Source organism: Curtobacterium sp. UNCCL20, from assembly GCF_900101675.1.
Taxonomy (GTDB): Bacteria; Actinomycetota; Actinomycetes; order Actinomycetales; family Microbacteriaceae; genus Curtobacterium.
Map to the genome: position 1 here is coordinate 243588 of NZ_FNKG01000003.1, position 24721 is coordinate 268308.

Genomic DNA, 24721 nt, shown 5'->3' on the forward strand with positions numbered 1-24721 from the left:
TCCACAGATGGCCGGTCGACGGCGGCCTGGAGGCCCGTGGTGCGTTTCGCTGGCGTGCATGATCCCCGTCACGACACGAACCCACCCCGCTGCCGGAGTCCGGTACCCGCGCGAGATCGCGGCCGCGATCACCCTCCCCGCCGCGTGCGCCGCGCTCGTCGCTCCCGGTGCCGACCCGCTTCCGCGCGCCGGTGCCGTCGCCGTGCTGACCGCGTGCGGCGCACTCGCCCCGCGGTTCACGCTGATCGCGTTCCTGGCCGATCCCGACCACCCCGATCCGCGGGCGCTGACAGCGTTCGACCCGTTCCACGACCCGACGCCGCCCGCGCTGTCCGGCGCCGGTCCGGCGCCCGACCGTCCTCGGCTCCGCATCGCCGGTGACCGCCTCGCCGGCGCCTGGCAGTGGTGGCGTACCGAGGACCCGTCCGCCGACACCGCCACCGGGGCAGCGGGTGCCCTCGCGATGGCGTCGTGGTGCGCCTGGGCGCTCGGATCGGCGGCGCGAGCTCAGACCCGCGCGCAGTACGCGCTCGAGACCCGGTCCGACGACCCGCTCGCCGGGCTCGTGCTCCGTTCCGTCCGCGCGGGCAGCGCACCCTCGTGGGAGCGTCGATGACGACCGGCGGACCGGATCGTCTACGGTGGTGTCGACCACGCTTGGAGGACTCGAGTGCGCGATGACGACATCGACGACACCGTCGTCCGTCGACCTCGTGCGTCGCTGTCCGGCGATCGCGTGAGCGACGCGCTCGACGACACCGTGATCCGTCCGGTACCGACATCGCCCGAGCAGGTGGACGGTCCGGATACCGACGACACGGTGGTCGCTCGGACCGTCCCGCCCCGTCCAGAAGGCGACTCGCTGGACGACACGGTGGTGCGGCCCGTGAACCCGGCCACGGAGCGACCGGGCACGGTCGTCGGAGCCGAGCCGGGCCTCCCGTCCGTCCCGTCGGTACCCATGACCCGGGTGCCCACGACCCGGGTCCCGTCCATCCGGATCGGCGAGCGGGTGCTGCGGCTGGACCGTCCCGTCATCATCGGCCGGCGCCCCGCACTGCCGCGGATCCTGCGGGGTCCCGTCCCGGAACTCGTGACCGTGCCCTCCGGCAGCGGCCAGGTCTCCTCGTCACACCTGCTGGTGCACGCCGAGGGCGAAGCCGCGGTCGTCGACGACCTCCGGTCCACCAACGGTACGGTCGTCCGTCCACCCGGCGCGGCCCCGTTCCGGATGCCCGCAGGTGCCTCCAACGTCGTGCTGACGGGTACGGTTGTCGAGATCGGTGACGGCAACGTCATCGAGGTCCTCTCGCCGCACCTCCGGGTCGCACCGGCGACGGAGGACCTCCCGCCACTTCCCCCGTGGCCCACCGAACCACCCACCGGCACGCCCCGAACCCCCAGAGAGCGATCCTGAAACGTGACCGAACTCGGCCGAGCAGCGACTGCGCACGCCATCGACGTCCCCGGTGCCGACGGCACCAACCTGACGCTGTCGTGGGGAGCGGCGACCGACGTGGGTCGGCGCCGTGACCACAACGAGGACAGCTACATCGTCGCGGCGCCGTTCTTCGTCGTCGCGGACGGCATGGGCGGCCACCTCGCGGGCGACCGTGCGAGCGACGCCGTGGTGCGGCGGCTCGAGCAGGCGACGGAGAGTCCGTTCACGACCCGACAGGCGATCCAGCGTGCGCTCCTCCTCGCGACCGCCGACATCGAGCGTGCGGCCGGTGGCAACGCGATCGGTGCCGGCACCACGGTGACCGGCATCGCGCTCGTCGCGGCGCAGGGACAGCCGGCAGCGCTCGTCTTCAACGTGGGGGACTCACGCACCTACCGGATCGAGGACGGGGTGCTCCGCCGGGTCACGGTGGACCACTCGGTCGTGCAGGAGATGGTCGACGCCGGTCTCCTCCGTGCCGAGGACGCCGAACGACACCCGGACAGCAACGTCATCACGCGGGCCGTCGGTTTCGGCGAACCCCCGGAGCCGGACTGGTGGACGCTGCCCCTCCGCGCGGGAGACCGGTACATCGTCTGCTCCGACGGACTGACCAAGGAACTCGGCGACGCCGGCATCGGTCGGATCGCCGCCCGGGTGCCGGGCGCACAGGACCTCGCCGAGCGGCTCGTCGGCGACGCGGTCGTCGCCGGTGGCCGGGACAACGTGACGGTGGTCGTCCTGCAGGTCGACGAGGCACCGGACGACGGGGACGTGGAAGACACGCTCCCGCGCCACTGACTGTCCCCCGAACTGGGGGACCCCTGACCCTCCGCGTGCATCGGTGTGCGGAATGTCGGTCGCACACGGTTCGTACAATGGCAGGGCCGTGACGAGAGAGCTGGCCGCTCGGCCGGGAAGGGGAAGACGATGGCGCGACGCCTGCCGTCCGACCCGCCGGTGATCGGCGGGTTCAGCCCCGTGCACGTGCTCGGCTCGGGTGGCTTCGCCGACGTCTTCCTGTACGAGCAGGACATGCCCCGACGGCAGGTCGCCGTGAAGGTGCTCCTCGACGAAGTCGTCGACGACCGCGTCCGGCAGATGTTCCAGGCCGAGGCGAACCTGATGGCACGCCTCAGCACCCACCCCTCCATCCTCACCGTGTTCCAGGCGAGCGTTGCGTCGGACGGCCGGCCGTACCTCGTGATGGAACTCTGCTCGTCGTCACTCAGCGAGCGGTACCGGCGCGAACCGATCCCGGTGTCCGAGGTGCTGTCGGTCGGCATCCGGATCGGGTCGGCGCTCGAGACAGCGCACCGCGAAGGCGTCCTCCACCGCGACATCAAGCCGTCGAACATCCTGCTGACGGCGTACGGCAACCCGGTGCTGTCGGACTTCGGGATCGCGGCGACCATCGGCGGGTCCGACCCGGACGAGCCCGTCGGCATGTCGATCCCGTGGTCCGCGCCGGAGGTCCTCATCGACGAGTCCCGCGGCACCATCCAGTCCGAGGTCTACTCGCTGGCGGCCACCGTCTACTCGCTCCTCGCCGGTCGCAGTCCGTTCGAGATCCGTGGTGGGAAGAACGGCGCGGCCGACCTGATGGGACGCATCGACAAGGGCGGGGTGAAGCCGACCGGGCGCACGGACGTCCCGCCGTCGCTCGAACGCCTGCTGGCCGCGGCGATGTCGCGCGGGGTCGCCGGACGCCCGTCGACCGTGATGGAGCTCGTCCGAGGCTTCCAGCAGGTCGAGGCAGAGCTCGGCATCCCGCAGACGTCGGCGGACGTGGCGGTGGAGGCCTGGGCGGTCGCGACACCGACGCCGTCCGGCGACCGCACGATGATCCGCGAACTCCAGCCACCGTCCCGCGTGGGCGCTCGGCGGCGCACGCGGAAGGCCGTGGTCGGTGGGTCGTCGGCCGCCGGGGCCCAGAGCGTCGGGACCGTCCACCGCACCGGCTCCGTGACGCGCCAGCGCCGACGGTCCCGGTCCACGCTCGTCTGGGCGACGTCGCTGACGGTCGTCGTGGTCGCTGCCCTCGCCATCGCCACCGTGATCGTCGTCGGGCGTCTGGGAGCCGGAGCGATCCCGGTGGTGTCCGACGTCCGTGCGGAGACGACCCCGGCCTCGGTGACGTTCACCTGGCCGGACCCCGGCCTCCGGAACGGCGACACCTACGTCATCTCGTCGAACGGCGCCTCGAGCCAGCAGACGGGCACGAGCTTCGTCGTCTCCGGCGACAAGGGCGACGAGGAGTGCATCGCCGTCGCCGTGAACCGCGACGGCAAGACCGGCGTCGCGAGCGCCCAGAAGTGCGCCACGATCGGGAGCACCGGGTGATCCGGGCCCTCCTCGCGAAGCACCGCTCCGCAGCGATCACGGTGGGTGCCTCGATCGTGGTCGGCGCGGTCGTCGCGACCGCGGCCATCGCGTCGACCGGGTACCACACGCAGCGCGTCGACCTCGGTGACGGGACGGTCTGGGTGCCGTCCGCCGAGTACGGTGCCGTCGGCCGCGCGAACACCGGGGTGCTCCAGCTGAACACCGCGGTCGAGACCGCGAGCGACAGCCTGTCCGTCCTGCAGCGCGGGTCCACCGTCTACAGCGTCGACGAGACGAAGGGCACCGTCGCGAAGGTCGACGTCGCCGACGCCACCGTCGCCGACCCGGTCACCCTGCCGGCCGGGTCGCCGCAGGTGTTCTTCGCCGGGTCCACGGCCGTCATCGGCAACGGCGACACCGGCGAGGTCTGGGCGACCCCCGCCAAGGACCTCGGCGAGTTCGACGCGTCGACGAAGGCCGACCTGACGCTCGGCGCCGACGCGGTGTTCGACGCCTCGGACAGCCACGTCGCCGTGTACTCGCCGAAGACCGGCACAGCGTCGCTCGTCGCCGTGGGCAGCTCGCTGTCGGTGGCCGAGCGGTGGACGGTCAAGATGAACCGGTCCGACGACTTCCAGGTGGCGTCGTTCGGCCGGCACGTGGCCGTCCTCGACCGGACCACGGGGGAGATCTCCGTCGACGGGGACACCGTCGACCTCGGCGACCGGGTCGGGTCGTCGCCGTCGCTCCAGCGGTCGACGGACGATGCTTCCGAGGTGGTCGTCGCCGGCACGGCCGGTCTCGTCCGGGTCTCGGCCTCCGGTGCCGTCACCACGACGGCGCTCCAGGTGTCCGGTCGCGCCGCACGGCCGACCGTCGTCGGTTCCTGCACCTACGCCGCGTGGGCCGGCGGGCAGGCGATGGACAGCTGCGAGGGCAAAGGGCTGCAGCGGCTCGCCGACACGGCAGGCACGGGCGACCTGCAGATCCTGCACAACGGCGAGACCGTCGTCGCCAACGACCCGCAGAGCGGTCGCTCCTGGGCGATCGACCGGAGCGGCCAGGTCATCGACAACTGGGCCGACCTCATCAAGAAGGACGACGACCAGCAGCAGGAGCAGGTGTCCGACGACGACCCGGAGGTCGAGAAGGACCAGAAGCCGCCCGTCGCGGTCGACGACGACCTCGGCGCTCGTCCGGGACGCACCACGAGCCTCCCGGTCCTGCTCAACGACTACGACCCGAACGGCGACCCGATCGTCATCAGTGAGGTCGGCACCGTCGCCGACGCCGTCGGCGACGTGGCGATCGTCGGCGACGGCCAGCGGTTGCAGATCACGCTGTCCGCCCGTGCCACCGGGACGGTCTCGTTCCCGTACACGATCACCGACGGCAACGGCGGATCGGACACCGCGACCGTCACGGTGACGGTCCGACCGGACTCCGTGAACGACGCACCGCGGCAGGTCCGCGACACCTCCGCCGACGTCGTGCAGAACGGCCACGTCGTGACCAACGTCCTCGGCGACTGGGTCGACCCGGACGGCGACCCCGTCTACCTGAAGTCCGCGACGGCGTCCGACGGCGACCGCGTCTCCACGACGCCCGACGGCCTCCTCGACTACCGCAACGCCAGCGCACGCACCGGCGACCGTGCCGTGCAGCTCGTCGTGAGCGACGGCCGTGACGACGGCCGCGGGTCGGTCGTGGTGCACGTCGCGAAACAGGGTGCTGTTCCGCTGTACGCCGATCCGTTCCCCGTGCAGGGGTACGCCGGCAAGGCGTTCACCGTGGACCCGCTCGAGCACGTCCGAGGCGGCAACGGCACCGTGACGCTCACCAGCGTGTCCTCGGCCACCGGACTGACGGTCACCCCGAGCTACGACGCCGGCACGTTCCGCGTGCAGGGCGCGAGCGCGGGCGACCACCAGCTCGAGTACACGGTCACCGACGGCACCAAGACCTCGAGCGGCATCGTCCGGGTCACCGTCCTCGCGCCCCCGGACGCCTCGACCGCGCCGATCACCACCCCGAAGACGGTGTTCGTCAACACGCTCTCCACCAAGGACACCGACGTCACCGCGACCGACATCGACCCGGCCGGCGGCGTGCTCCTCGTGACCGCGCTGGACGGACCCGACCGGGGTTCGGGCGTGCAGGCGAGCATCCTCGACCAGCACACCGTCCGCGTCACGCTCACCGCGCCGCTCGACGGACCGGTGTCGTTCGGGTACACCGAGACGAACGGGCTGGCGTCCTCGACCGGCACCGTCACGGTCGTCGAGATCCCGAAGCCGGACCGCATCCAGCCGCCGGTCGCCCAGCCCGACACCGCGACGGTCCGCGTCGGCGACGTCGCGAACATCGACGTGCTCGACAACGACACGCAGCCCGAGGGGGAGCCCCTCACCCTGCAACCGGACCTCGTGCAGAACGTCCCGGGCGACGGCGGCCTGCTCTTCGTCTCCGGTGACCACCTCCGGTACCTGGCCCCCACCACGCCGGGCAACTACACCGCCGTCTACCGGGTCGCCGGGCCCGACGGGCAGTACGCGGACGCGACGGTGTCGATCTCGGTCCGCGAGCAGGACGCGGCGACGAACAACCCGCCCGTTCCGCAGACGGTCACCGCGCGGGTGGTCGCGGGACAGTCCGTGCGCGTGTCGATCCCGCTCAACGGCATCGACCCCGACGGCGACTCCGTGCAGCTCGTCGGCGTCGGGTCGAACCCGGACAAGGGTTCCGTCAGCGACGTCGCGGCCGACTCCTTGACCTACGAGGCCGGCGACTACTCAGCCGGCACGGACGAGTTCACGTACACCGTCGTCGACGCGCTCGGCGCCCGCGCGACCGGCACCGTCCGCGTCGGTATCGCCCCGCGCGCCGAGCAGGCGTCGAACCCCGTGGCCGAGGCGGACCACGTCACGATCCGCCCCGGAGGCTCCGTCACGGTCCGTGTCCTGCAGAACGACTCCGACCCCGAGGGCGGCCAGCTGACCGTCACGAAGGCCGAGCCGACGGCGCAGGACGTCACCGCTAAGGTCCTGCAGAAGCAGCAGATCCGCGTCACGCCACCGAAGTCCGCGAAGACCGGGGACTTCGCGGTCCTCTACACCGTCGCGAACGAGAACGGTGGGGCGAGCACCGCGTTCCTCACCGTCACCGTGGACCCGGACGCCCAGCCGCTCCGGCCCGAGGTCGACGACACCACGCTCGACCTGCAGGACATCATGCACCGGCAGAGCGTGACGGTGGACGTGCTCGACAACGTCTTCTTCGCCGAGGGCACCGCGGCCGACCTGAAGGTCGGCGTGGTCGACGGGTACGGCGACACCGCCCGTGCGACAGAGGACCAGCGCATCGTCGTCCGGCTGACCGACGACTCCCAGGTGATCCCGTTCTCGGTCGCGCGCATCGACCACCCGGACATCGTCTCGTACGGGTTCATCCACGTGCCCGGCTTCGACGACGCCCTGCCCCAGGTCAACCGGACCGCCGGCGCCATCACCGTCAAGAGCGAGGCGACCGTCAAGATCCCGCTGTCGAAGTACGTCGTCACGGCGAACGGCCAGACCGCGAAGGTCACCGACGACGGCACCGTCAAGGCGACCCACGCCAGCGGGCAGGACCTCGTCGTCGACTCCTCGACGCTGCAGTTCACCTCCTCGAAGCTCTACTACGGGAACGCGTCGATCTCGTTCGAGGTCACGGACGGGTCGAACGCGAACGGCGGCAAGGGACGCGTCGCGACGCTCGTCCTCCCCATCAAGGTTACGCCGCGCTCGAACCAGCCGCCGGCCTTCACCGGGTCGGCAGTCGACATGCAGCCGGGGGAGTCGCGCACGATCGACCTCACGAAGCTGACCGACTACCCGTACCCGAAGGACCTGCCGGAGCTCCGGTACTCGGTGATCAGCAAGCCGAACGACGGCACGACCGCGACCATCGCCGGGCAGAAGCTCACCGTGAAGGTCGCCGACAGTGCGAAGAAGAACACCACCGCGACGATCGGGATCGGCGTCGCCGACGACGCGAACGCCGGACGGTCCGGATCGATCGCCGTCGATGTCGTCGCCTCCACCCGACCACTCGTGCAACCCGGAGCGGATCGGTCCGTCACGAAGCGCGGCCAGACCACGACCATCGACGTGCTCCAGAACGACCAGCCGACGAACCCGTTCCCGGAGCAGCGCCTCCGCGTCGTGAACATCCGGGGCCTCGGCGGCGGACTGCCCGGTGGCGTGACCGTCACGCCGAGCGCCGACAAGTCGCGCCTGCAGGTCAGCGTCTCCGACCAGGCCAAGGCCACCGACACCCACCTGCAGTACCAGGTCGCCGACGCCACCGACGACCCTGACCGGTACGTGTGGGGCGACGTGACGATCTCCGTGCAGGACGTGCCGGACGCTCCCGGGGCTCCGAGCCGCACCGGTTCCTACCAGGGGGGCCAGGCCACGCTGACCTGGTCCACCCCGCAGGCGAACAACTCGCCGATCACGGGCTACCGACTGCAGGGCACCGGTGGTGTCTCGAAGGACTGCGGCACGGCCACCGTCTGCACGATCACCGGACTCGACCCCAAGTCGTCCTACCGCTTCAGCGTCATCGCGACGAACGCCGTCGGCGACTCGAAGGCCTCCGCCGAGTCCAGCGCGGTGAGCGCCGACTTCGTGCCGGCGCCGCCGAAGGGCATCACGGTGTCACCGAGCAAGAGCACGCCCAACCAGCTCGACGTCGCCTGGAACGCGGTCGACGCTCCGAACAACGGCACGGCCGTGAACAACTACGTCGTGACGATCGAGGGTTCGGGGCTGTCGACGAGCCGGAGCACCGGCACGTCGACGAGCACGTCCTTCACCGGCGCGCAGAGCGGCGCGCAGTACAAGTTAACGGTCTCCGCGCGGAACGGCGCGGACCGCAACGGCACGGTCGTCCAGTGGAACTCCGCGTCGGCCACGGGCTCCGCGGTCGGCGTCCCCGGCAAGCCCGTGAACGTCTCCGCAAACGTCGGCAGCAACGACGACGGCGCGGGGAAGTCCGTCGTGACCGTCACCTGGGGCGCGGCGGACGCGGCCGGAGGCCCCTCGATGAGCTACGGCGTGTTCCAGTCCGGGAACATCGATTGCAACAACCTGCCCGGAGGGTCGTTGGGCTCGTCGAGCCCTACGACGGTGACCGGTGTGGGCGGCGGGAAGCGCACCTTCGCGGTGACAGTGTCGAACGGCTTTTTCTGCAACGTCCAGTACACCGAGACCACGGCGTACCAGCGACCGGACGGGACGGACACCCCGACTGTGGCGCTGACGTCTGAGAGTTCCAGCTTGCCCAACGCGCTGATCACCGCGCCGCGAACGGACGTCGACCATTACCTGCTCGAGACGGGGAGCGGCACCCCCGTCACCCTGCAACCGGGCCAGTCCTGGAGCGGTGTACCCGGCGGCGGTGCTCGGAACGTCCCTGTGACCGTGACGCTTCGGGCCTGCGGCGGTCCCGGCACTTCGTTCTGCACGCAGGATGCGCAGTCCAAACAGGTGCGTGCGGCCGCTCTCGATGCAACTGCTTCGGTCGACGCAGCAAAGCAGGGCGCCCCGATCGCGGTCGACGGACCATCTGGTGCCGGAATGAGCGTTCGGTATACGGCGCGGTGGTACGGGAGCGACGACGGTAGCGGCCTGTTCACGACTGAATCGTGGGACGCATCAGCCGCGGCACCGAGTCCGCCATTGCTCGCTGGCTCGGTTCGCGTGCAAGCCACGCTGACGCTGTCGCTCGGCGATGGATCGAGCCTGACTACCACCGGTGACCTGTCGGCCGCGGTGCCAGTGTCGCCCGCGGATCCGCCCGCGACGGACCCGTCCACCGCGCCGTCCGAGTAACGAATCCCAGTCGCCACTCGCCGTACGCTGCCCCTATCGCCATCCCCGAGAACGAGGAACGACACCGCATGAGCATGACCCCGGAGCAGGCCACCTGGTTCGCCGACGTTGCAGGCCGCATCGTGACAAACGTCGAGCAGGTGCTCCTCGGGAAGACGTTCGTGATCCGCCTCGCGGTCACGGCGATGCTCAGCGAGGGACACCTCCTGCTGGAGGACGTCCCGGGTACGGGCAAGACGAGCCTCGCCCGTGCGATGGCGCAGAGTGTGCAGGGCTCGACGAACCGCATCCAGTTCACCCCCGACCTGCTGCCGGGCGACATCACCGGTATCAGCGTGTACGACCAGAAGACGCAGGAGTTCGACTTCCACCGCGGCCCGGTGTTCTCGAACATCGTGCTCGCTGACGAGATCAACCGCGCGAGCCCGAAGACCCAGTCGGCGCTCCTCGAGGCGATGGAGGAGTCCGCGGTCACGGTCGACGGAGTCAACCACCGCCTGGCTGCGCCGTTCATGGTGATCGCGACGCAGAACCCCATCGAGCAGGCCGGCACGTACCGTCTGCCCGAGGCCCAGCTGGACCGGTTCCTCATGAAGGCGTCGATCGGTTACCCGGACCACGCCGCGACGGTGAAGATCCTCGAGACCTCGTCGGCCCCGTCGAGTTCGGTTCCGCTGGCGAGCGTGGTGCCCGCCGCGACGATCACCGAGATGGCGGCGCTCGCGCGGACGGTGCACGTCGACCCGGTGATCGCCGACTACGTCGCGCGCCTGGTGGACGCGACCCGCTCGGCCAGTGAGGTCCGTCTCGGTGTCAGTGTCCGTGGCGCCATGGGCCTGATGCGTGCTTCGCGCGTGTTCGCGGCCCTGAACAACCGGCACTACGTCACGCCCGACGACGTGAAGGCGCTGGCCGTCCCGGTTCTCGCCCACCGGCTCGTGCTCGACGCGGAGGCCGAGTTCGACGGCGTCAGCGCCACCAGCGTCGTCGCGCAGCTCCTCGTCGAGACCCCGCCGCCCGCGGACCGGTCGGCGTCGTGACCGATCGCCGGCCCGTCTCCACGCGGTCGCGCCGCCCGTCCTCGACGCGGTCGCGTCGCGGGACGACGGCGTACGAACGCACGGGGACGGTCGCCGGCCTGACGAACGTCCGGACGCGCCTGGTCGGTGACCGTGAGGGCGTGGCAGCGGAGGCGGTCGTCGGTCTCGCACGGGCCTGGGCGACGGCCTGGAGGCTCGTCAAGCGCGGGTGGGCCGAGGTCTCGTCCGTGGTCACCGGCCTGGGCTGGACGGTGGCGGCCCTCACGCTCGTCGCGTTCGTGCTCGGGTACCGGTTCGGGCTGCGTGAGGTCGTCGTGGTCGGGTTCGCGGGAGCGCTCCTGGTGGTCGTCGCCGCGGTCGCGCTGATCGGCCGTTCGCGCCTGCTCATCCGGATGCGTCTGCCGCAGCACCGGGTAGCGGTCGGGGACGCGGCCGGCGTGGTGGTGACGGCGGAGAACCCGGCGCGGCTCCCGTCCGTCCCGACGACGGTGGAGGTGCCGGTGGGGTCGGGGCTCGTGGACGTCGCGATCCCGTCGATCACTCCTCGGGGCACGTTCGAGCAGGAGGTCCCGGTGCCCACGGTGCGTCGCGGCGTCCTCGACGTCGGACCGGTGACGGGTGTCCGGGCGGACCCCGTCGGCCTGGTCCGTCGCGAGGTGGTCTGGACGGCCCGCGAGCAGGTGATCGTGCACCCGCGGACGATCGCGATCCCGTCGACGAGCACCGGCCTGGTCCGAGACCTCGAGGGGCAGGCGACGACGGACCTGTCCCCGTCGGACATCGCGTTCCACGCGATCCGCGAGTACATGCCCGGTGACGACCCCCGGACGATCCACTGGAAGTCGACGGCGAAGTCCGGCGCGCTCATGGTCCGGCAGTTCGAGGACACCCGGCGGTCGCACCTCGTGATCGCGCTGGCCGTGTCGCGTGCCGAGTTCGGTGACGACGAGGAGTTCGAGCTCGCGGTCAGTGCCGCCGCGTCGCTCGGCACCCGGGCGATCCGGGACGGCCGCGAGGTGACCGTCGTGGTCTCCGAGCGGACGCCTGAGTTCGCGAAGCGTGCCGTGTACGCCGTGCACCCGCTCCCGACGGTCACACCGACCCGACTGCTGGACGAGTTCGCGTCGGTGGGGCTGGCGGACGCGTGCCTGCCGATCGCCGAGGTGTCCCGCATCGTCGGCAACGACACGGCCGGCATCTCGGTCGCGTTCCTCGTGGTCGGGTCGACCGTCGAGCTCCCGGCGCTCCGCCTCGCGGCCACGCGGTTCCCCGTGGGAGTCGAGGTCGTCGCGGTGATCTGCGAGCCCGAGGCCCAGCCGCGGTTCCTGCGGGTCGCCGGGCTGACCGTGATGACCATCGGCTACCTCGACGACCTCCGCCACGCCCTGCACCGTTCGGCGGCGGCATGAGCGTCGCAGCGAGCCCGGACACCCGGGCGCGGAAGACGGTCCGGCGGGACGCCCGCCGTGAAGCCCGTCGGCTCACCCCGACGCGGCTCGTCGGCGGAACCCTGGCGGTCTGGCTCCTCCTCGCGGTCGCGAGCACCGCATGGTGGCCGGTCTACCGGGACGACGCGATGATCGTCGCCGCGGTGACCGCCGTCGTGTTCGGGACGCTCGTCGCCCTCATCGGGACGGTCCTGCGACTACCGACCGCGGTCGTCGCCGTCGCGACCGTCGCCGCCTTCGCCCTCACGGGTGTGCCGGCGGCGGTGCCGGGCGAAGCGAACGGGATCCTGCCCACCGGGCAGGGACTCGTCGATCTCTTCGCCGGTGTCGCCCTCGGGTGGAAGCGGCTGGTGACCATCAGCCTGCCGGTGGGGTCCTACGAGTCGCTCCTCGTGCCGTACTTCGTCACGCTCCTGATCGCCACGGTGACGGCCGTGAGCGTGGCGACCCGCGCCTCCAGGCAAGAACTCGCCAGCATCCCGGCGCTGGTGCTCTTCGCGGCCGGTGTCGTGATCGGGCCGAGCCGGCTGGACACGTCCATCGTGACGGCCGTCGTGCTGACCGGGATCGCCCTGGTCTGGGCGCTGACCGTGCGGCACGCGCGTCGTGCCGTCGCGGTGGCGACCACGATCGGGACCCGCGTACCGGTCGTCCGTTCGGTGCTCCGTCCGGCGCTCGTCGGGACCGGGACCATCGTCGCGGCCGCGGTGGTGGCGACCGGACTCGGACTCGTCGCGCCGCCGTCCGTCGGCCGGACCGTCGCCCGGACGGACGTCGTGAAGCCGTTCGACCCGCGCGACTACGTGAGCCCGTTGAGCGGGTTCCGTGCCTACGAGGAACAGGCCGAGGCGGACACCACCCAGCTGCGCGTCACCGGGCTGCCCGCGAACGGTTTCGTCAGGATCGCGACGCTCGACACGTACGACGGCGTGGTCTACCGGGTGGGCGGGTCCGACGGCTCCACGGCATCCGGCACCTTCGAGCGGGTCCCGACCTCGGTCGACGTCCGAGGGGTCCGCGGAACGACGGTCCGGGTCGGCGTCACGGTCGACGGCTACAGCGGCGTGTGGCTGCCGACGGTCGGTGACCTCGAACGCGTGGAGTTCACCGGCTCCGGTGCCGAGCAGGAACGCGGGGCGTTCTTCTACAACGGGTCCACGGGGACCGGCGCGGTCGTCGGTGGTGTCGACGACGGCACCCGGTACGACCTCACGGCGGTGCTGCCCGACCAGCCGAGCGACGACCAGCTGGCGTCGGCCCGCCCGGGCTCCGCCTCCGTCCCGACGCCCCGCTCGGTCCCGGATGCGGTCCGTGAGACCGTCGACGCGTACTCCGGCGATGCCGAGACCGACGGGGCGAAGCTCGTCGCGGTGATCCAGGAGCTCAAGCGGAACGGCTACGTCAGCCACGGTGTGGGTGACGACCGTGCGAGCCGCTCGGGACACGGTGCGGACCGCATCCAGGAGCTCCTGACGTCCCCGCTGATGATCGGCGACCAGGAGCAGTACGCCGCGGCCGCCGCGTTGATGGCGAACCAGCTCGGGTTCCCGGCGCGAGTGGTCATGGGGTTCTCGGCCGGCGGTGACTCCGGGGCGAAGGGCGCCGGGTCGTCGTCCGGCCGCACCACCACGTTCCGCGGTTCGGACGTCACCGCCCGGGTCGAAGTGGACACGGCGCAGTGGGGCTGGGTGATGCTCGACCCGAACCCGACCGTGCGCGAGATCCCGAACGAGCAGCAGCAGACCCCGCAGCCCGTCACCCGACCGGAGACCGTCGTCCCGCCGCCCCCCGCCGAGCAGCAGGACCAGTCGCAGCAGGCGCCTCCGCAGAGCGACCGGAACACGCCACCCGTCCAGCCGCTGTGGCTGCAGATCCTGCTCGCGGCACTGCCGTGGATCCTCGCCACCCTCGGGTTCGTCGCGCTCGTGCTGCTGCCGTTCGGAGTCATCCTGCTGCTCAAGCGCATCCGTCGCCGTCGTCGTCGCCGTGCGCCCACGCCTCGGGGCCGGATCGTCGGTGCCTGGGACGAGTACCGCGATGCGTTGGTCGACCGCGGGCACGACGTCGACCGGTCGGCGACCCGGCGTGAGGCCGTCGTCGGCGCACCGGGGGAGGGCGGCACCGGCTTGGCGGCCCTCGCCGACCGGTCGGTGTTCGGCCCGAACGACGCCGACGTCTCCACGGCGGACCGGATGTGGTCCGCGACGGACGACGCCATCTCGAGTCTGCGGGCCGGACGGACCCGCAAGGAACGGATCCGGGCAGCGGTGTCGATCCGGTCGCTCCGGATCGCCGACGCCTCCCGTGCGGCGGGGTCATCGGTGACCGCCGCGGTCGCGAGCCGGGGTCGACGCGGTGCGCGCGGCCAGGGTCCGGCTGGACCGCGTGACTACGATGGCCTGCAGGCCGGCGAGCGTCGTGGACGGCCGAGTGAGGACAGAGGGACCCCGTGATCAGATGCGAACACTGCGGATCGATGCTCCCGGACGGAGCGATCTTCTGCGGTGAGTGCGGGCGTGCGGTGACCGCTGCGGCGAGTCGACGGCCGGTCGCACCGCCCCCCGTCGAACAGGCACCGCCGCCGCCGCTCCAGCAGCCCGACCTGCACGGTCGACGACAGGACCCGGCGGCCGATGCGTGGCTGCCCGAAGCCACCCTCGACCCTGCGACGCGTGCGTGGCTGACCGGTGCCGACCGCCGGGACGTGCAGCCGCCGGCCCCGGTGCCGGTGCAGCGCCCCGACGACAACGCTCCCCGTTCCGCGCCGACGCACGTGCACCGCGCGGACTCCGGCCTGCGGGACTGGTCAGCGCAGCAGGACGGCGGCGCCACCAGTGCGGCCTCCGGTGAGCAGCCGAGCGAACCCCGGGACGAGCCGACCCTCGACCCGAACGCCTACCCCGCCGAGTCCGAGGACCCGGAGGTCACCCGCCTCGCGGAGCGATCCGGTGCGGCTGGCCCCGCTCCGGTGCAGGCGCCCGACGACTCCGGCCGCGTCGACTCCGTCGCTGGGACTGCTGGTGCCGCCGGAACGGGCGACGGTGCTGCGTCTGCGGACGACAGTGAGCCCGATGTCGCTCCGCCGGTGTGGAGCCCGCCGCAGGAGCAGACGCCCGCAGTGCCCGCAGCCGGTCCGTCCTGGTGGGTCGGCCGGTCGAACGCCGCCGTCGCGCAGGATGCCTCCACCGAGCAGGATGCCTCCACCGAGCAGGACTCGTCGGCTGCTGCCACCGACTCCGACGAACCGTCATCGGTGGCGGAGCCGCCACGACCCGGTGACACCGCGGTCGTCGAACCCCTGATCGACCGTCGGGCCACGCGCCCGGCACCGCTCGTGACCCCGGGATCGCAGGCGACCACGTGCCACGTGTGCGGTCACCGCCTCGAGCCCGACGACATCTTCTGCGGGGAGTGCGGCGCGGTACGGCCGGCCGTCACCGCTGCGTTCACCGGTCAGATCGTGCCGCTGCCGATGGACCGACCGGACTGGGCAGCAGACGACTCCGTCGGGGCACCCGCGGGAGCCGCGGCACCCGCGGGCGAGACCGACGCTCCGGACGACGCCGGGACTGCCGAGGGGCACGAGGACCCGTCCGACGCCTCCGCCGCGGACGTTGACACCGAGACACCCGACGAGGACACCCCGCGGGCCCCGTTGCGCCCGCGCGGTGCGCACGCCGGACCGGTGAGCGACGAGCCAGCTGCAGATGAGCCGGCTACCGGCGGGTCCGCCGCCGGCGCGCCCGACGCTGACGCACCCGTGGCCGGCGGGCCCGATGCTGACGTGCCCGGCGCCGACGCGCCCGGTGCCGCCGCGCTCGGTGCCGCCGTGCCCGTGGCCGACGCGCGTGACGCCGTCGCGCCGCGGCTCCCGCAGATCCCACCCGCCCCGGGTTCCGCCACGGTGCCCTCCTCAGCGCCGTCCGCCACGGACACCGCTGCCCTGCGGATCCCGTCCGCAGCGCCGCTCCCACCCGTCCCCGGCGGCCCCGGCGTCACCGGGCCCGTGCTCCCACTTCCGGCCCGGTCGGACGACGGGGGTCCGACGAGCGCGGATGGTGACGACGACGACGTCGACGAGACGCGCATCGTCTCGAAGACCCCGACGCACGCACCCTTCGTCCTGCACTTCAGCACGGGTGAACGGTTCGGGGTGCACGGCACCGGCCTCGTCGGACGGTTGCCGCGTCCCCAGCCGGGGGAGCGGTTCGACGACCTCCTCACGGTGCACGACCCCGGGAAGTCGGTGTCGAAGACGCACCTCGAGCTCGGTCGGGACGGCGACGACCTCTGGGTCTCGGACCGGTTCTCCGGCAACGGCACGGTCGTCCGGCACATCGACGGGTCGATCCGCCGGTGCGAGCCGGGCCGTCGCTACCGCGTGGAGCGTGGCGCCCGGGTCGACATCGGGGAGCAGTTCTTCCTCGTGCAGTGACCGGCGCAGACTGACGCCAGCAGCGCACCGCTCCTCCACAGGGGCGGTGCGCTGCTCTCGTCTCCACAGATGCCCGTGCGGACGAGCTCGACGGCACCGGTGGGTGGTGTGCTGGTCGGCATGACCCCGATCGCCGCCCGCTGCTTCCTCGTCGCCTCGGCGATGGTGCTCGCCGTCGCCGGTGCCCTGGCGCCGGTGAGCGGAGCCCCTCGAGCGGTCGTGCTGACGGCCGCCGGGTGCTGTGCGGTGCTCGACGTCCTGCTGGCACGGTGGACCCGCGCCGCGGGGTTCGTGGACGACGTCGTCCTGGGGCCGCCGGCTGTCCTGGCCGTGGCCGAGGTGGACACGGGGCCGGACGAGCGCGTCCTCCGACTGGGCACAGGTGAGCAGGGGGAAGCGGTCGACGTCCCTACCGCCGGCGGCGTGCACCTGGTGGTCGTCGGGACCGGCGTCCTCGCCACGGCCGTCTTCCGGGCGCTGGGCGTGCAACTGCAGGACACGGCGGAGCGGTCCGGCACCGACGTGCGCGCGGCGTCGGCCACCGACCTCCGTGGCGAGGTGCTGCGGAGCAGGAGCGTCGCGACGGACCGCGACTGCCGCCACGACCTCCCCGAGGGCTGCGCGGCGCTCGTCCTCGATCCCGCGGGCCCGACGCAGGCGAGCCTCGTGCTCGTCCCCGGCCCGAGCCACCACCCGCGACGGTGGGACGTCGCGATCGACGTCACGCGCTACGGGTGCGCGGTGCGACGGCCGGGCGAACCGCACGGCACGCTGCTCTCGCCGGCGCTCCCGATGCTCGGGGCGCCGTCGTGACCTCAGAGCAGGCCGGCACCGACGCGCAGCGAACCCACGGGCACGCCGCCACCCAGGACCTTCTCGCCGGTGGCTGCCATCACGTCGGCGACGCCCGCCGAGTCGACCAGGCCGTTCCGCTCGAGCAGGGTCAGGGCGGCCAGGGTGCCGGCACGCTGGGACCCGTCCAGGCTCTTCACCGCGACCGCTGCTCCGCCGGGCAGTCCCATCACCATGACGCCCTCGGCACCGAGCTTCGCGAGCACCCGCAGCCGCTCGATCGTGACGGTGTTGGCGCGACCGATGCCGTCGATGGCCCACGGGTGGTCGAGCACCGCATCGGTCAGGGCCGCAGTGTCGGACTCCGCTCGTGCCACGACGCCGGCGAACCCGCGGGCGAGTCCGGCGAGGGTGAGCGGGAACACGGGAGCACCGCAGCCGTCGGTCCCCACGACGTCGACGGTCTCGTGGGTGAACTCCTCGACGGTCGACCGCACGCGCTGCTGGAGCGGGTGCGCGATGTCGAGGTAGGTTTCCTCGTCCCAACCGTTGACCCGGCAGGCCGCGAGCATGCCGGCGTGCTTGCCCGAGCAGTTCATGGCGAGGCGCCGCGGTTCCGTCATGGTGCGGGCGGTCGCCCGGTCGAACGGCAGGTCGGGCGGGCACCCGAGGTCGGACTCGACGTGGTCGAACGACTCGAGCATGTGCAGGGCGATCGCCTGGTGCGCCGCGGTACCGGCGTGGCTGGCCGTGGTGAGGACGAGTTCCTCGTCGGAGAAGACCGCCCCGGCGCGACGGACCGCCAGCGCCTGGAACGGCTTCATCGTCGAGCGCGGGTAGATGCTCGCGTGCACGTCGCCGACCGAGTCGATGACGGTGCCGTCGGCGGACACGACCACACCGGCCCCCACGTGGCGGCTCTCGTCGAACCCGTTGCGGTCGATGACCGCGAGTTCGACCGACCCCTCGGCGGTGAGAGGATGGCGATCAGTGCGGACATCGTGGCTCACCGTCATGCCGCAATCGTAGCGAGGCGCCGACGGGCGACCGTTGCGAGCACGCCGATCCGGACCGGCTCGCACCACGCCGATCCGGACCGGTGAGCAGCACGCCGATCCGGACCGGCTCGCACCACGCCGACCCACGACCGACAGCGCAAACCGCGCCGGACCACGACCGACAGAAGGAGCCCGACCGTGACCGACCACACCTACGAGGTCTCCGTCCGCTGGACCGGCGACCGCGGCACCGGAACGAGCGGCTACCGCGACTACGGCCGCGAGCACGACGTGCACGCCGACGGCAAGCACGACATCGAGGGTTCCGCCGACCCGACCTTCCGCGGCGACCGCGACCGGTGGAACCCCGAGGAGCTCGTCGTCGCGGCACTCGCGCAGTGCCACATGCTGAGCTACCTGCACGTCGCGGTGATGCAGGGCTTCACCGTCGTCGACTACGAGGACCGTGCGACGGCGAGCCTCAACCTGAACCGCGACGGGTCCGGCGAACTCACCGAGACGACGCTGCACCCGGTCGTGACGATCCTCGAGGAGGACCGCGTCGCCGACGCCGAGGCCGCGCACGCGACGGCGAACAGCCTCTGCTTCATCGCCCGCTCCGTCGCGTTCCCTGTGCACCACGTCCCGCACACCAAGGTCCGTGCGGCAGACTAGGGCCTCGTGAAGCGTCTGCGTCTCCTCCCGATCGCCCTCGTCCCCGCCGTCGTGCTGGGACTCGCCGCATGCTCCGGCTCCGGCTCGGGCGGCTCGTCGGCCACCCCGACCGCCTCTTCGAGCGCGACCGCGGCGGCGATCACCTCCTGCCCCAAGCCCGGAGCATCGTCCAAGGCGATCACCGTCACGGGGGACTTCGGCGGCAAGACCGCGCCGACGGTGAAGTTCACGGGCGGGCTGTCCGCGTCGAAGCCGCAGGCCAGCACGGTGGTGCGGGGCAAGGGTGCGGCGCTGAAGGACGGCGAGTACGCGCAGGTGTCGTACAGCGTCTACCAGGCCTCCGACGCGAAGAAGCTCGGCACGGTCGGCTTCGACCAGGGCAACCCCCAGGTCCTCTCGGTCGGCGGCTCCGGGTTCGGCGCCCTGCTGGCCTGCACCAACGTCGGTGACCGCGTCGCAGCGGTCGGCCAGTCCTCCGCGCTCGGGTTCAACACCGGCGGCGAGATCGTCGTCGTCGCGGACGTCGTCGCGCAGACCCCCACGAAGGCCACAGGCAAGGCACAGCCGCAGGACCCGAAGCTCCCGACCGTCGAGGACAAGGCCGACGGCGAGCCCGAGATCACCATCCCGAAGGGCGTCGCGGCTCCGACGAAGACCACGCCCGAGGTCATCAAGCAGGGCACCGGCGACACCATCGCCGACGGCGACACCGCGCTCGTGCAGTACAAGGGCGTCGTCTACGACACCGGCAAGGAGTTCGACTCCTCGTGGTCGAAGGGCGCACCCACGACGTTCACGATCTCCGAGGGCTCGCTGATCAAGGGCTTCGTGACCGGTCTCGTCGGTCAGAAGGTCGGCTCGCAGGTCCTCATCGTCGTCACGCCGGAAGACGGCTACGGCGCCAACCCGCAGGAGGGCTCGGGCATCCCGAAGAACGCCACGCTCGTCTTCGTGGTCGACATCCTCGCGAAGGGCTGACGTGACGAGCGCTGACCTGACGGGCGCCGACGCGACCGGCCCGACCGCGGCCGCGAAGCGCCGCATCGTCATCCTCGGCAGCACCGGTTCGATCGGCACGCAGGCGCTCGACGTCATCGCCCGCAACCCGGACCGCTTCGAGGTCGTCGGTCTCACCGCCGGCAGCAACCGCGAGCTCGTGGCCGAGCAGGCCGCCCGCTTCGGCGTCGGCGAGACGGCGTTCGGCGCCGAGGACTCGGAACGCCTGGTCCGCAGTGTCGAGGCCGACGTCGTCCTCAACGGCATCACCGGTTCGGTGGGGCTCGGCCCGACACTCGCCGTGCTCGAGTCCGGAGCGACGCTCGCCCTCGCGAACAAGGAGAGCCTGATCGTCGGCGGGTCGCTGGTGCAGGCAGCGGCGGCTCCCGGCCAGATCGTGCCGGTCGACAGCGAGCACTCCGCGATCGCGCAGGCACTCCGCTCCGGCACGCCCGCCGAGGTCCGACGCTTGGTCCTCACCGCCAGTGGCGGTCCGTTCCGCGGTCGCTCCCGGGCGGAACTCCGCGACGTCACCCCGGCCCAGGCGCTCGCGCACCCCACGTGGGACATGGGCCTCGTGGTCACGACGAACTCGGCGACGCTCGTGAACAAGGGACTCGAGGTCATCGAGGCCCACCTGCTCTTCGACGTCCCCTACGACCGCATCGACGTCACGGTGCACGCGCAGTCGATCGTGCACTCGATGGTCGAGTTCGTCGACGGTTCCACGATCGCGCAGGCGTCGCCGCCGGACATGCGGCTGCCGATCGCGCTCGGGCTGGCCTGGCCGGAGCGCGTCCCCGGCGTGGGCGTGCCGCTCGACTGGACGACGGCCAGCACCTGGACCTTCGAGCCGCTCGACGACGACGCGTTCGGTGCGGTCGCCCTGGCGAAGCGCGTCGGGCAGCTCGGCGGGACGTTCCCGGCGGTCTTCAACGCGGCGAACGAGCAGGCCGTGGCCGCGTTCCACGCGGGTGCGATCGGGTTCCTCGACATCGTCGAGACGGTCGAGCGCGTGGTCGACGAGCACACCGCGGGGGAGTCGACGCTCGAGGGTGTGCTGGCAGCGGAGCGCTGGGCGCGCGCCACCGCGGACCGCACGCTGTCCCGCTGACGCGATCCGTGCCTCCAGGCCGCATCGGCGGCGGCAGATCGCGGACGTGACGCACAGGCCTGCCTGGAGGCCCGGATCACCTCTCAGACGGCGCTCGGCTCCGTCATGGGAACCGTCCCGTACCCTTTCCCGGTGACCGTCGAATCCGTCCTGCTCTTCGTCCTCGGCGTGGTCGTCTTCATCATCGGCCTGCTGGTCTCGATCGGACTCCACGAGCTGGGGCACCTGTCCTTCGCGAAGCTGTTCAACGTCAAGGTGACGCAGTACTCGCTGGGCTTCGGCAAGGCGATGTGGTCGTTCACGCGGGGTGAGACCGAGTACGGCATCCGGCCGATCCTGCTCGGCGGGTACATCTCGATGGTCGGCATGTTGAAGCCCCGCGCATCCGGGCGGCCGAGCGCGATCACGAACACGGGCATGTACGGCGCGTTCGTGCAGGACGCCCGGCAGGCCAGCGCGGAGCAGATCGCGGACTCGGGCGGCGACGACTCGCGGGCGTTCTACCGGTTGACCCCCTGGAAGCGGATCATCGTGATGGTCGCGGGCCCGGCGATGAACCTCGTCATCGGGATCTTCCTGTTCGGCGTCCTCCTCGTCGGGTTCGGCGCACCGACGACGACGTTCACCTCGAGCGTCGACTGCGTGCTCCCGACCAGCCAGGCGACGACCTGCACCGCGGGCGACGCGGTGTCCCCTGCGAAGCAGGCCGGCATCCGCTCGGGCGACGTCGTCCGGTCGGTGAACGGCGAGTCCGACCCGACGATCACCCAGGTGTCGGAGGCCTTCCAGCGGTCCGCCGGCAAGGACGTCACCGTCGTCGTCGAGCGGGACGGCGCCGAGAAGACGCTGCACATCACGCCGACCACGGCCACCCGTGACGTCTACGAGGCGGACGGCACGGTCGCGAAGAACGACGACGGCACGACGAAGACGCAGCAGGTCGGTGTCGTCGGCGTGAGCATCGGCCAGTCGCTGGTCCGGCAGTCGCCCGCCGCGGTGCTGCCCGCCACCGGCGCGCAGATCTCGGCGTCGGCGCACCTCATCATCGACCTGCCGCAGCGGCTCGTCGCGGTGTGGAACGCGGCGTTCGGGGCGCAGGAGCGGTCGCAGGACAGCCCGGTGTCGGTCGTCGGCGTGGGCCGCGCGATCGGTGAGGTCTCGTCGATGAGCGGCGTGCCCGTGGTCGACAAGGCGTACACGATCCTCGGCCTGCTCGCCTCGCTCAACATCGGCCTGTTCGTCCTCAACATGGTGCCGCTCCTGCCGCTCGACGGCGGGCACATCGCGGGCGCCCTGTGGGAGGCGGTCAAGCGTCGCTCGTTCCGGCTCGTGGGCAAGGCGGACCCGGGCCCGATCGACCTCGCGAAGACGATGCCGCTGACGATGGTCGTGGTCGTGCTGCTCGCCGGCATGAGCGCGCTGCTCATCTACGCGGACATCGTGCGGCCGGTGAACCTGTTCGGGTAGGCCCTGCGGCGATACGCTCAGCGGATGAGCACAGCGCCCGAGACCCGCGCCGGAGCGGCCGGCACGCCCGAGGTCCGCACGGTGGAGCGGCAGGGGACCGACGTCATCGCCGAAGCCGACCGCAAGGGCGTCCCACGCGGCCTGTTCTGGCCGTGGTTCGCGGCGAACATCTCCGTCCTCGGCATCGCGTACGGGTCGTTCGTCGTCGGGTTCGGCATCTCGTTCTGGCAGGCCACCGTCGTGAGCGTCGTCGGGGTGGTGTTCTCGTTCCTGCTGTGCGGCATCGTCGCGATCGCGGGCAAGCGGGGATCGGCGCCGACCATGGTGCTCAGCCGGGCGGCCTTCGGCGTCCGCGGGAACCGGCTGCCCTCGGGGTTGAGCTGGGTCCTGACGGTCGGGTGGGAGACCGCCCTCGCCGCGCTGGCCGTCCTCGCGACGTCGACGGTCCTCCGTGAACTCGGGTGGGATGCCGGTGTCGTCACGAAGCTCGTCGCGCTGCTCGTGGTCGCCGCGCTCGTGGTCGGGGCCGGGGTCGCCGGGTTCGACGTGATCATGCGACTGCAGACCTGGATCACGGTGATCACGGCGGTCCTGACGGTCGTCTACGTCGTGCTGGCCGTGCCGTCGATCGACTTCCAGGCGATCGCGGCGATGCCGGCGGGGAGCGCCCAGCAGGTGATCGGCGCGCTCGTCCTCGTGATGACCGGCTTCGGGCTCGGGTGGGTCAACGCGGCTGCCGACTACTCGCGGTACCTGCCGCGTGGTTCGTCCACGCGCGGTGTCGTCGGCTGGACGACGTTCGGCGGGGCGCTGGCACCGGCGATCCTCGTCGTGTTCGGCGTGCTGCTCGCCGGCTCCTCGAAGGACCTGAACGCCGCGATCGGCGCGGACCCGATCGGCGCACTGACGACGATCCTGCCGGTCTGGTTCCTCATCCCGTTCGCCCTCGTGGCGATCCTCGGGCTGGTCGGCGGCGCGGTCCTCGACATCTACTCGTCCGGGCTCGCCCTGCTCAGCACCGGCGTCCGCATTCCCCGGCCCGTCGCGGCCGGTGTCGACGGGGTGTTCATGGTCGCCGGAGCGGTGTACGTCGTGTTCTTCGCCCCCGACTTCATCGGGCCGTTCCAGTCCTTCCTGATCACGCTCGGCGTCCCGATCGCCGCGTGGGCGGGCGTCTTCGTGGCCGACGTGCTGCTGCGTCGCCGTGACTACGCCGAGACGGAGCTCGAGGACCGCCGCGGGCGCTACGGCGACGTCCGGTGGGCGGCCATCGCGCTCGTGCTCGTCGGCACCGCGCTCGGCTGGGGGCTCGTCACGAACACGTCGGGCGTCCCGGCCTGGCTGAACTGGCAGGGGTACCTGCTCGAGCCATTCGGTCTCGGCGGCCGGACCGGCGCCTGGGCCTACGCCAACCTCGGGGTCCTCGTCGCGCTGCTCGTCGGGTTCCTCGGCACGCTGCTGCTCGCCCGCGGGTCCGTCCGCCGCCAGGAGACGTCCCGGTGAGCACGACCATCACCGACGTCGACGGCGTCCCGGACGACGCCTGGCTGGTCGTCATCGACGTGCAGCAGGTCTTCACCGGGGACAGTCCGTGGGCCACGCCCCGGTTCGACCACGCCACCGCGGGCATCGAACGCCTGCTGCCCTGGTTCACCGGCCGCACGGTCTTCACCCGCTTCGTCGCACCGGAGCACCCGCAGGGCGCGTGGGTGCCGTACTACCGCGACTGGTCGTTCGCCCTCCGGCCCGACACCGATCCGCTCTGGGACCTGACCGAACCGTTCGCCTCGGCAGCGGCGGACCGGCGCGACCCCGTCGTCACGGCGACGACCTTCGGCAAGTGGGGGACGAGCCTCCGGTCGGTCGTCGGCGACCACCCGCACCTCGTGCTCACCGGCGTCTCGACGGACTGCTGCGTCCTGTCGACCGCACTCGCAGCGGCCGACGCCGGCGCGAGGGTGACGGTCGTGGCGGAGGCCTGCGCCGGCGCATCGGACGAGGACCACGAGCGCGCCCTCGCCGCGATGCGCCTCTACGCCCCGCTCATCACCGTGGTGGACTCGGCGGCGGACCTGTCAGCGAGCACCGAGCGCGTCATCCCGAGCGCGTAGAGT

General features: G+C 71.9%; 17 protein-coding genes. 16 read left to right on the plus strand and 1 reads right to left on the minus strand.

Annotated features, from left to right (window positions below; all coding sequences use genetic code 11):
- Nucleotides 1–58 precede the first annotated feature (58 nt).
- The 10 genes from BLT36_RS14320 to BLT36_RS14365 all read left to right on the plus strand — a co-directional run bounded on the left by BLT36_RS14320 (nt 59) and on the right by BLT36_RS14365 (nt 17378).
- Nucleotides 59–616 carry a hypothetical protein gene (locus tag BLT36_RS14320; RefSeq protein WP_092096161.1) on the plus strand — a complete coding sequence of 186 codons (558 nt, stop codon included), beginning with the start codon at nt 59–61 and terminating at the stop codon, nt 614–616.
- Nucleotides 617–670: 54 nt separating this feature from the next.
- The gene (locus BLT36_RS14325; protein ID WP_092096163.1) at nt 671–1417 is read left to right on the plus strand and encodes an FHA domain-containing protein; all 747 of its coding nucleotides are present in this window, start codon (nt 671–673) and stop codon (nt 1415–1417) included.
- Nucleotides 1418–1420: 3 nt separating this feature from the next.
- On the plus strand, nt 1421–2242 hold the full coding sequence (locus BLT36_RS14330) for a PP2C family protein-serine/threonine phosphatase (RefSeq protein WP_254787668.1): 822 nt from the start codon (nt 1421–1423) through the stop codon (nt 2240–2242).
- A gap of 129 nt (nt 2243–2371) precedes the next feature.
- Complete coding sequence (locus BLT36_RS14335) at nt 2372–3784, plus strand: serine/threonine-protein kinase (protein ID WP_092096164.1); 1413 nt, start codon at nt 2372–2374, stop codon at nt 3782–3784.
- Entirely contained in the window at nt 3781–9642 is a 5862-nt protein-coding gene (locus tag BLT36_RS14340) for an Ig-like domain-containing protein (RefSeq protein ID WP_092096166.1), read from the plus strand. The genes BLT36_RS14335 and BLT36_RS14340 overlap by 4 nt, the downstream gene beginning before the upstream one ends.
- A gap of 68 nt (nt 9643–9710) precedes the next feature.
- Entirely contained in the window at nt 9711–10682 is a 972-nt protein-coding gene (locus tag BLT36_RS14345) for an AAA family ATPase (RefSeq protein ID WP_092096167.1), read from the plus strand.
- Nucleotides 10679–12091 (plus strand): DUF58 domain-containing protein, encoded by a 1413-nt coding sequence (locus tag BLT36_RS14350; RefSeq protein ID WP_092096169.1) that lies wholly within the window; start codon nt 10679–10681, stop codon nt 12089–12091. Before BLT36_RS14345 ends, BLT36_RS14350 begins: the two co-directional genes overlap by 4 nt.
- Nucleotides 12088–14583: a transglutaminaseTgpA domain-containing protein gene (locus BLT36_RS14355; RefSeq protein ID WP_092096170.1), complete on the plus strand. Its 2496-nt coding sequence runs from the start codon at nt 12088–12090 to the stop codon at nt 14581–14583. Before BLT36_RS14350 ends, BLT36_RS14355 begins: the two co-directional genes overlap by 4 nt.
- Nucleotides 14580–16565, plus strand: a complete 1986-nt coding sequence (locus BLT36_RS14360; protein WP_139166482.1) for a zinc-ribbon domain-containing protein — start codon at nt 14580–14582, stop codon at nt 16563–16565. Before BLT36_RS14355 ends, BLT36_RS14360 begins: the two co-directional genes overlap by 4 nt.
- A 120-nt stretch (nt 16566–16685) precedes the next feature.
- A complete protein-coding gene (locus BLT36_RS14365; protein WP_139166483.1) occupies nt 16686–17378 on the plus strand; it encodes a hypothetical protein in 693 nt (230 codons plus the stop codon).
- Between the two features lie 2 nt (nt 17379–17380).
- Here BLT36_RS14365 and BLT36_RS14370 read toward each other — a convergent pair whose 3' ends face one another.
- Nucleotides 17381–18373 carry an asparaginase gene (locus BLT36_RS14370; RefSeq protein ID WP_092096175.1) on the minus strand — a complete coding sequence of 331 codons (993 nt, stop codon included), beginning with the start codon at nt 18371–18373 and terminating at the stop codon, nt 17381–17383.
- 180 nt (nt 18374–18553) lie between these two features.
- Between BLT36_RS14370 and BLT36_RS14375 the strand changes: the two genes are divergently transcribed.
- From BLT36_RS14375 to BLT36_RS14400, 6 genes are all read left to right on the plus strand, one after another.
- A complete protein-coding gene (locus BLT36_RS14375; RefSeq protein WP_092096176.1) occupies nt 18554–19030 on the plus strand; it encodes an OsmC family protein in 477 nt (158 codons plus the stop codon).
- A 6-nt stretch (nt 19031–19036) separates the two neighbouring features.
- A complete protein-coding gene (locus BLT36_RS14380) occupies nt 19037–20008 on the plus strand; it encodes an FKBP-type peptidyl-prolyl cis-trans isomerase (RefSeq protein WP_092096178.1) in 972 nt (323 codons plus the stop codon).
- A gap of 1 nt (nt 20009) precedes the next feature.
- Nucleotides 20010–21140, plus strand: a complete 1131-nt coding sequence (dxr, locus tag BLT36_RS14385) for a 1-deoxy-D-xylulose-5-phosphate reductoisomerase (RefSeq protein ID WP_254787670.1) — start codon at nt 20010–20012, stop codon at nt 21138–21140.
- 132 nt (nt 21141–21272) lie between these two features.
- A complete protein-coding gene (locus BLT36_RS14390; protein ID WP_175529657.1) occupies nt 21273–22607 on the plus strand; it encodes a M50 family metallopeptidase in 1335 nt (444 codons plus the stop codon).
- A gap of 24 nt (nt 22608–22631) precedes the next feature.
- Complete coding sequence (locus tag BLT36_RS14395; protein WP_092096181.1) at nt 22632–24110, plus strand: purine-cytosine permease family protein; 1479 nt, start codon at nt 22632–22634, stop codon at nt 24108–24110.
- A complete protein-coding gene (locus tag BLT36_RS14400) occupies nt 24107–24718 on the plus strand; it encodes a cysteine hydrolase family protein (RefSeq protein ID WP_254787672.1) in 612 nt (203 codons plus the stop codon). The genes BLT36_RS14395 and BLT36_RS14400 overlap by 4 nt, the downstream gene beginning before the upstream one ends.
- The last annotated feature ends 3 nt before the right edge of the window (nt 24719–24721 follow it).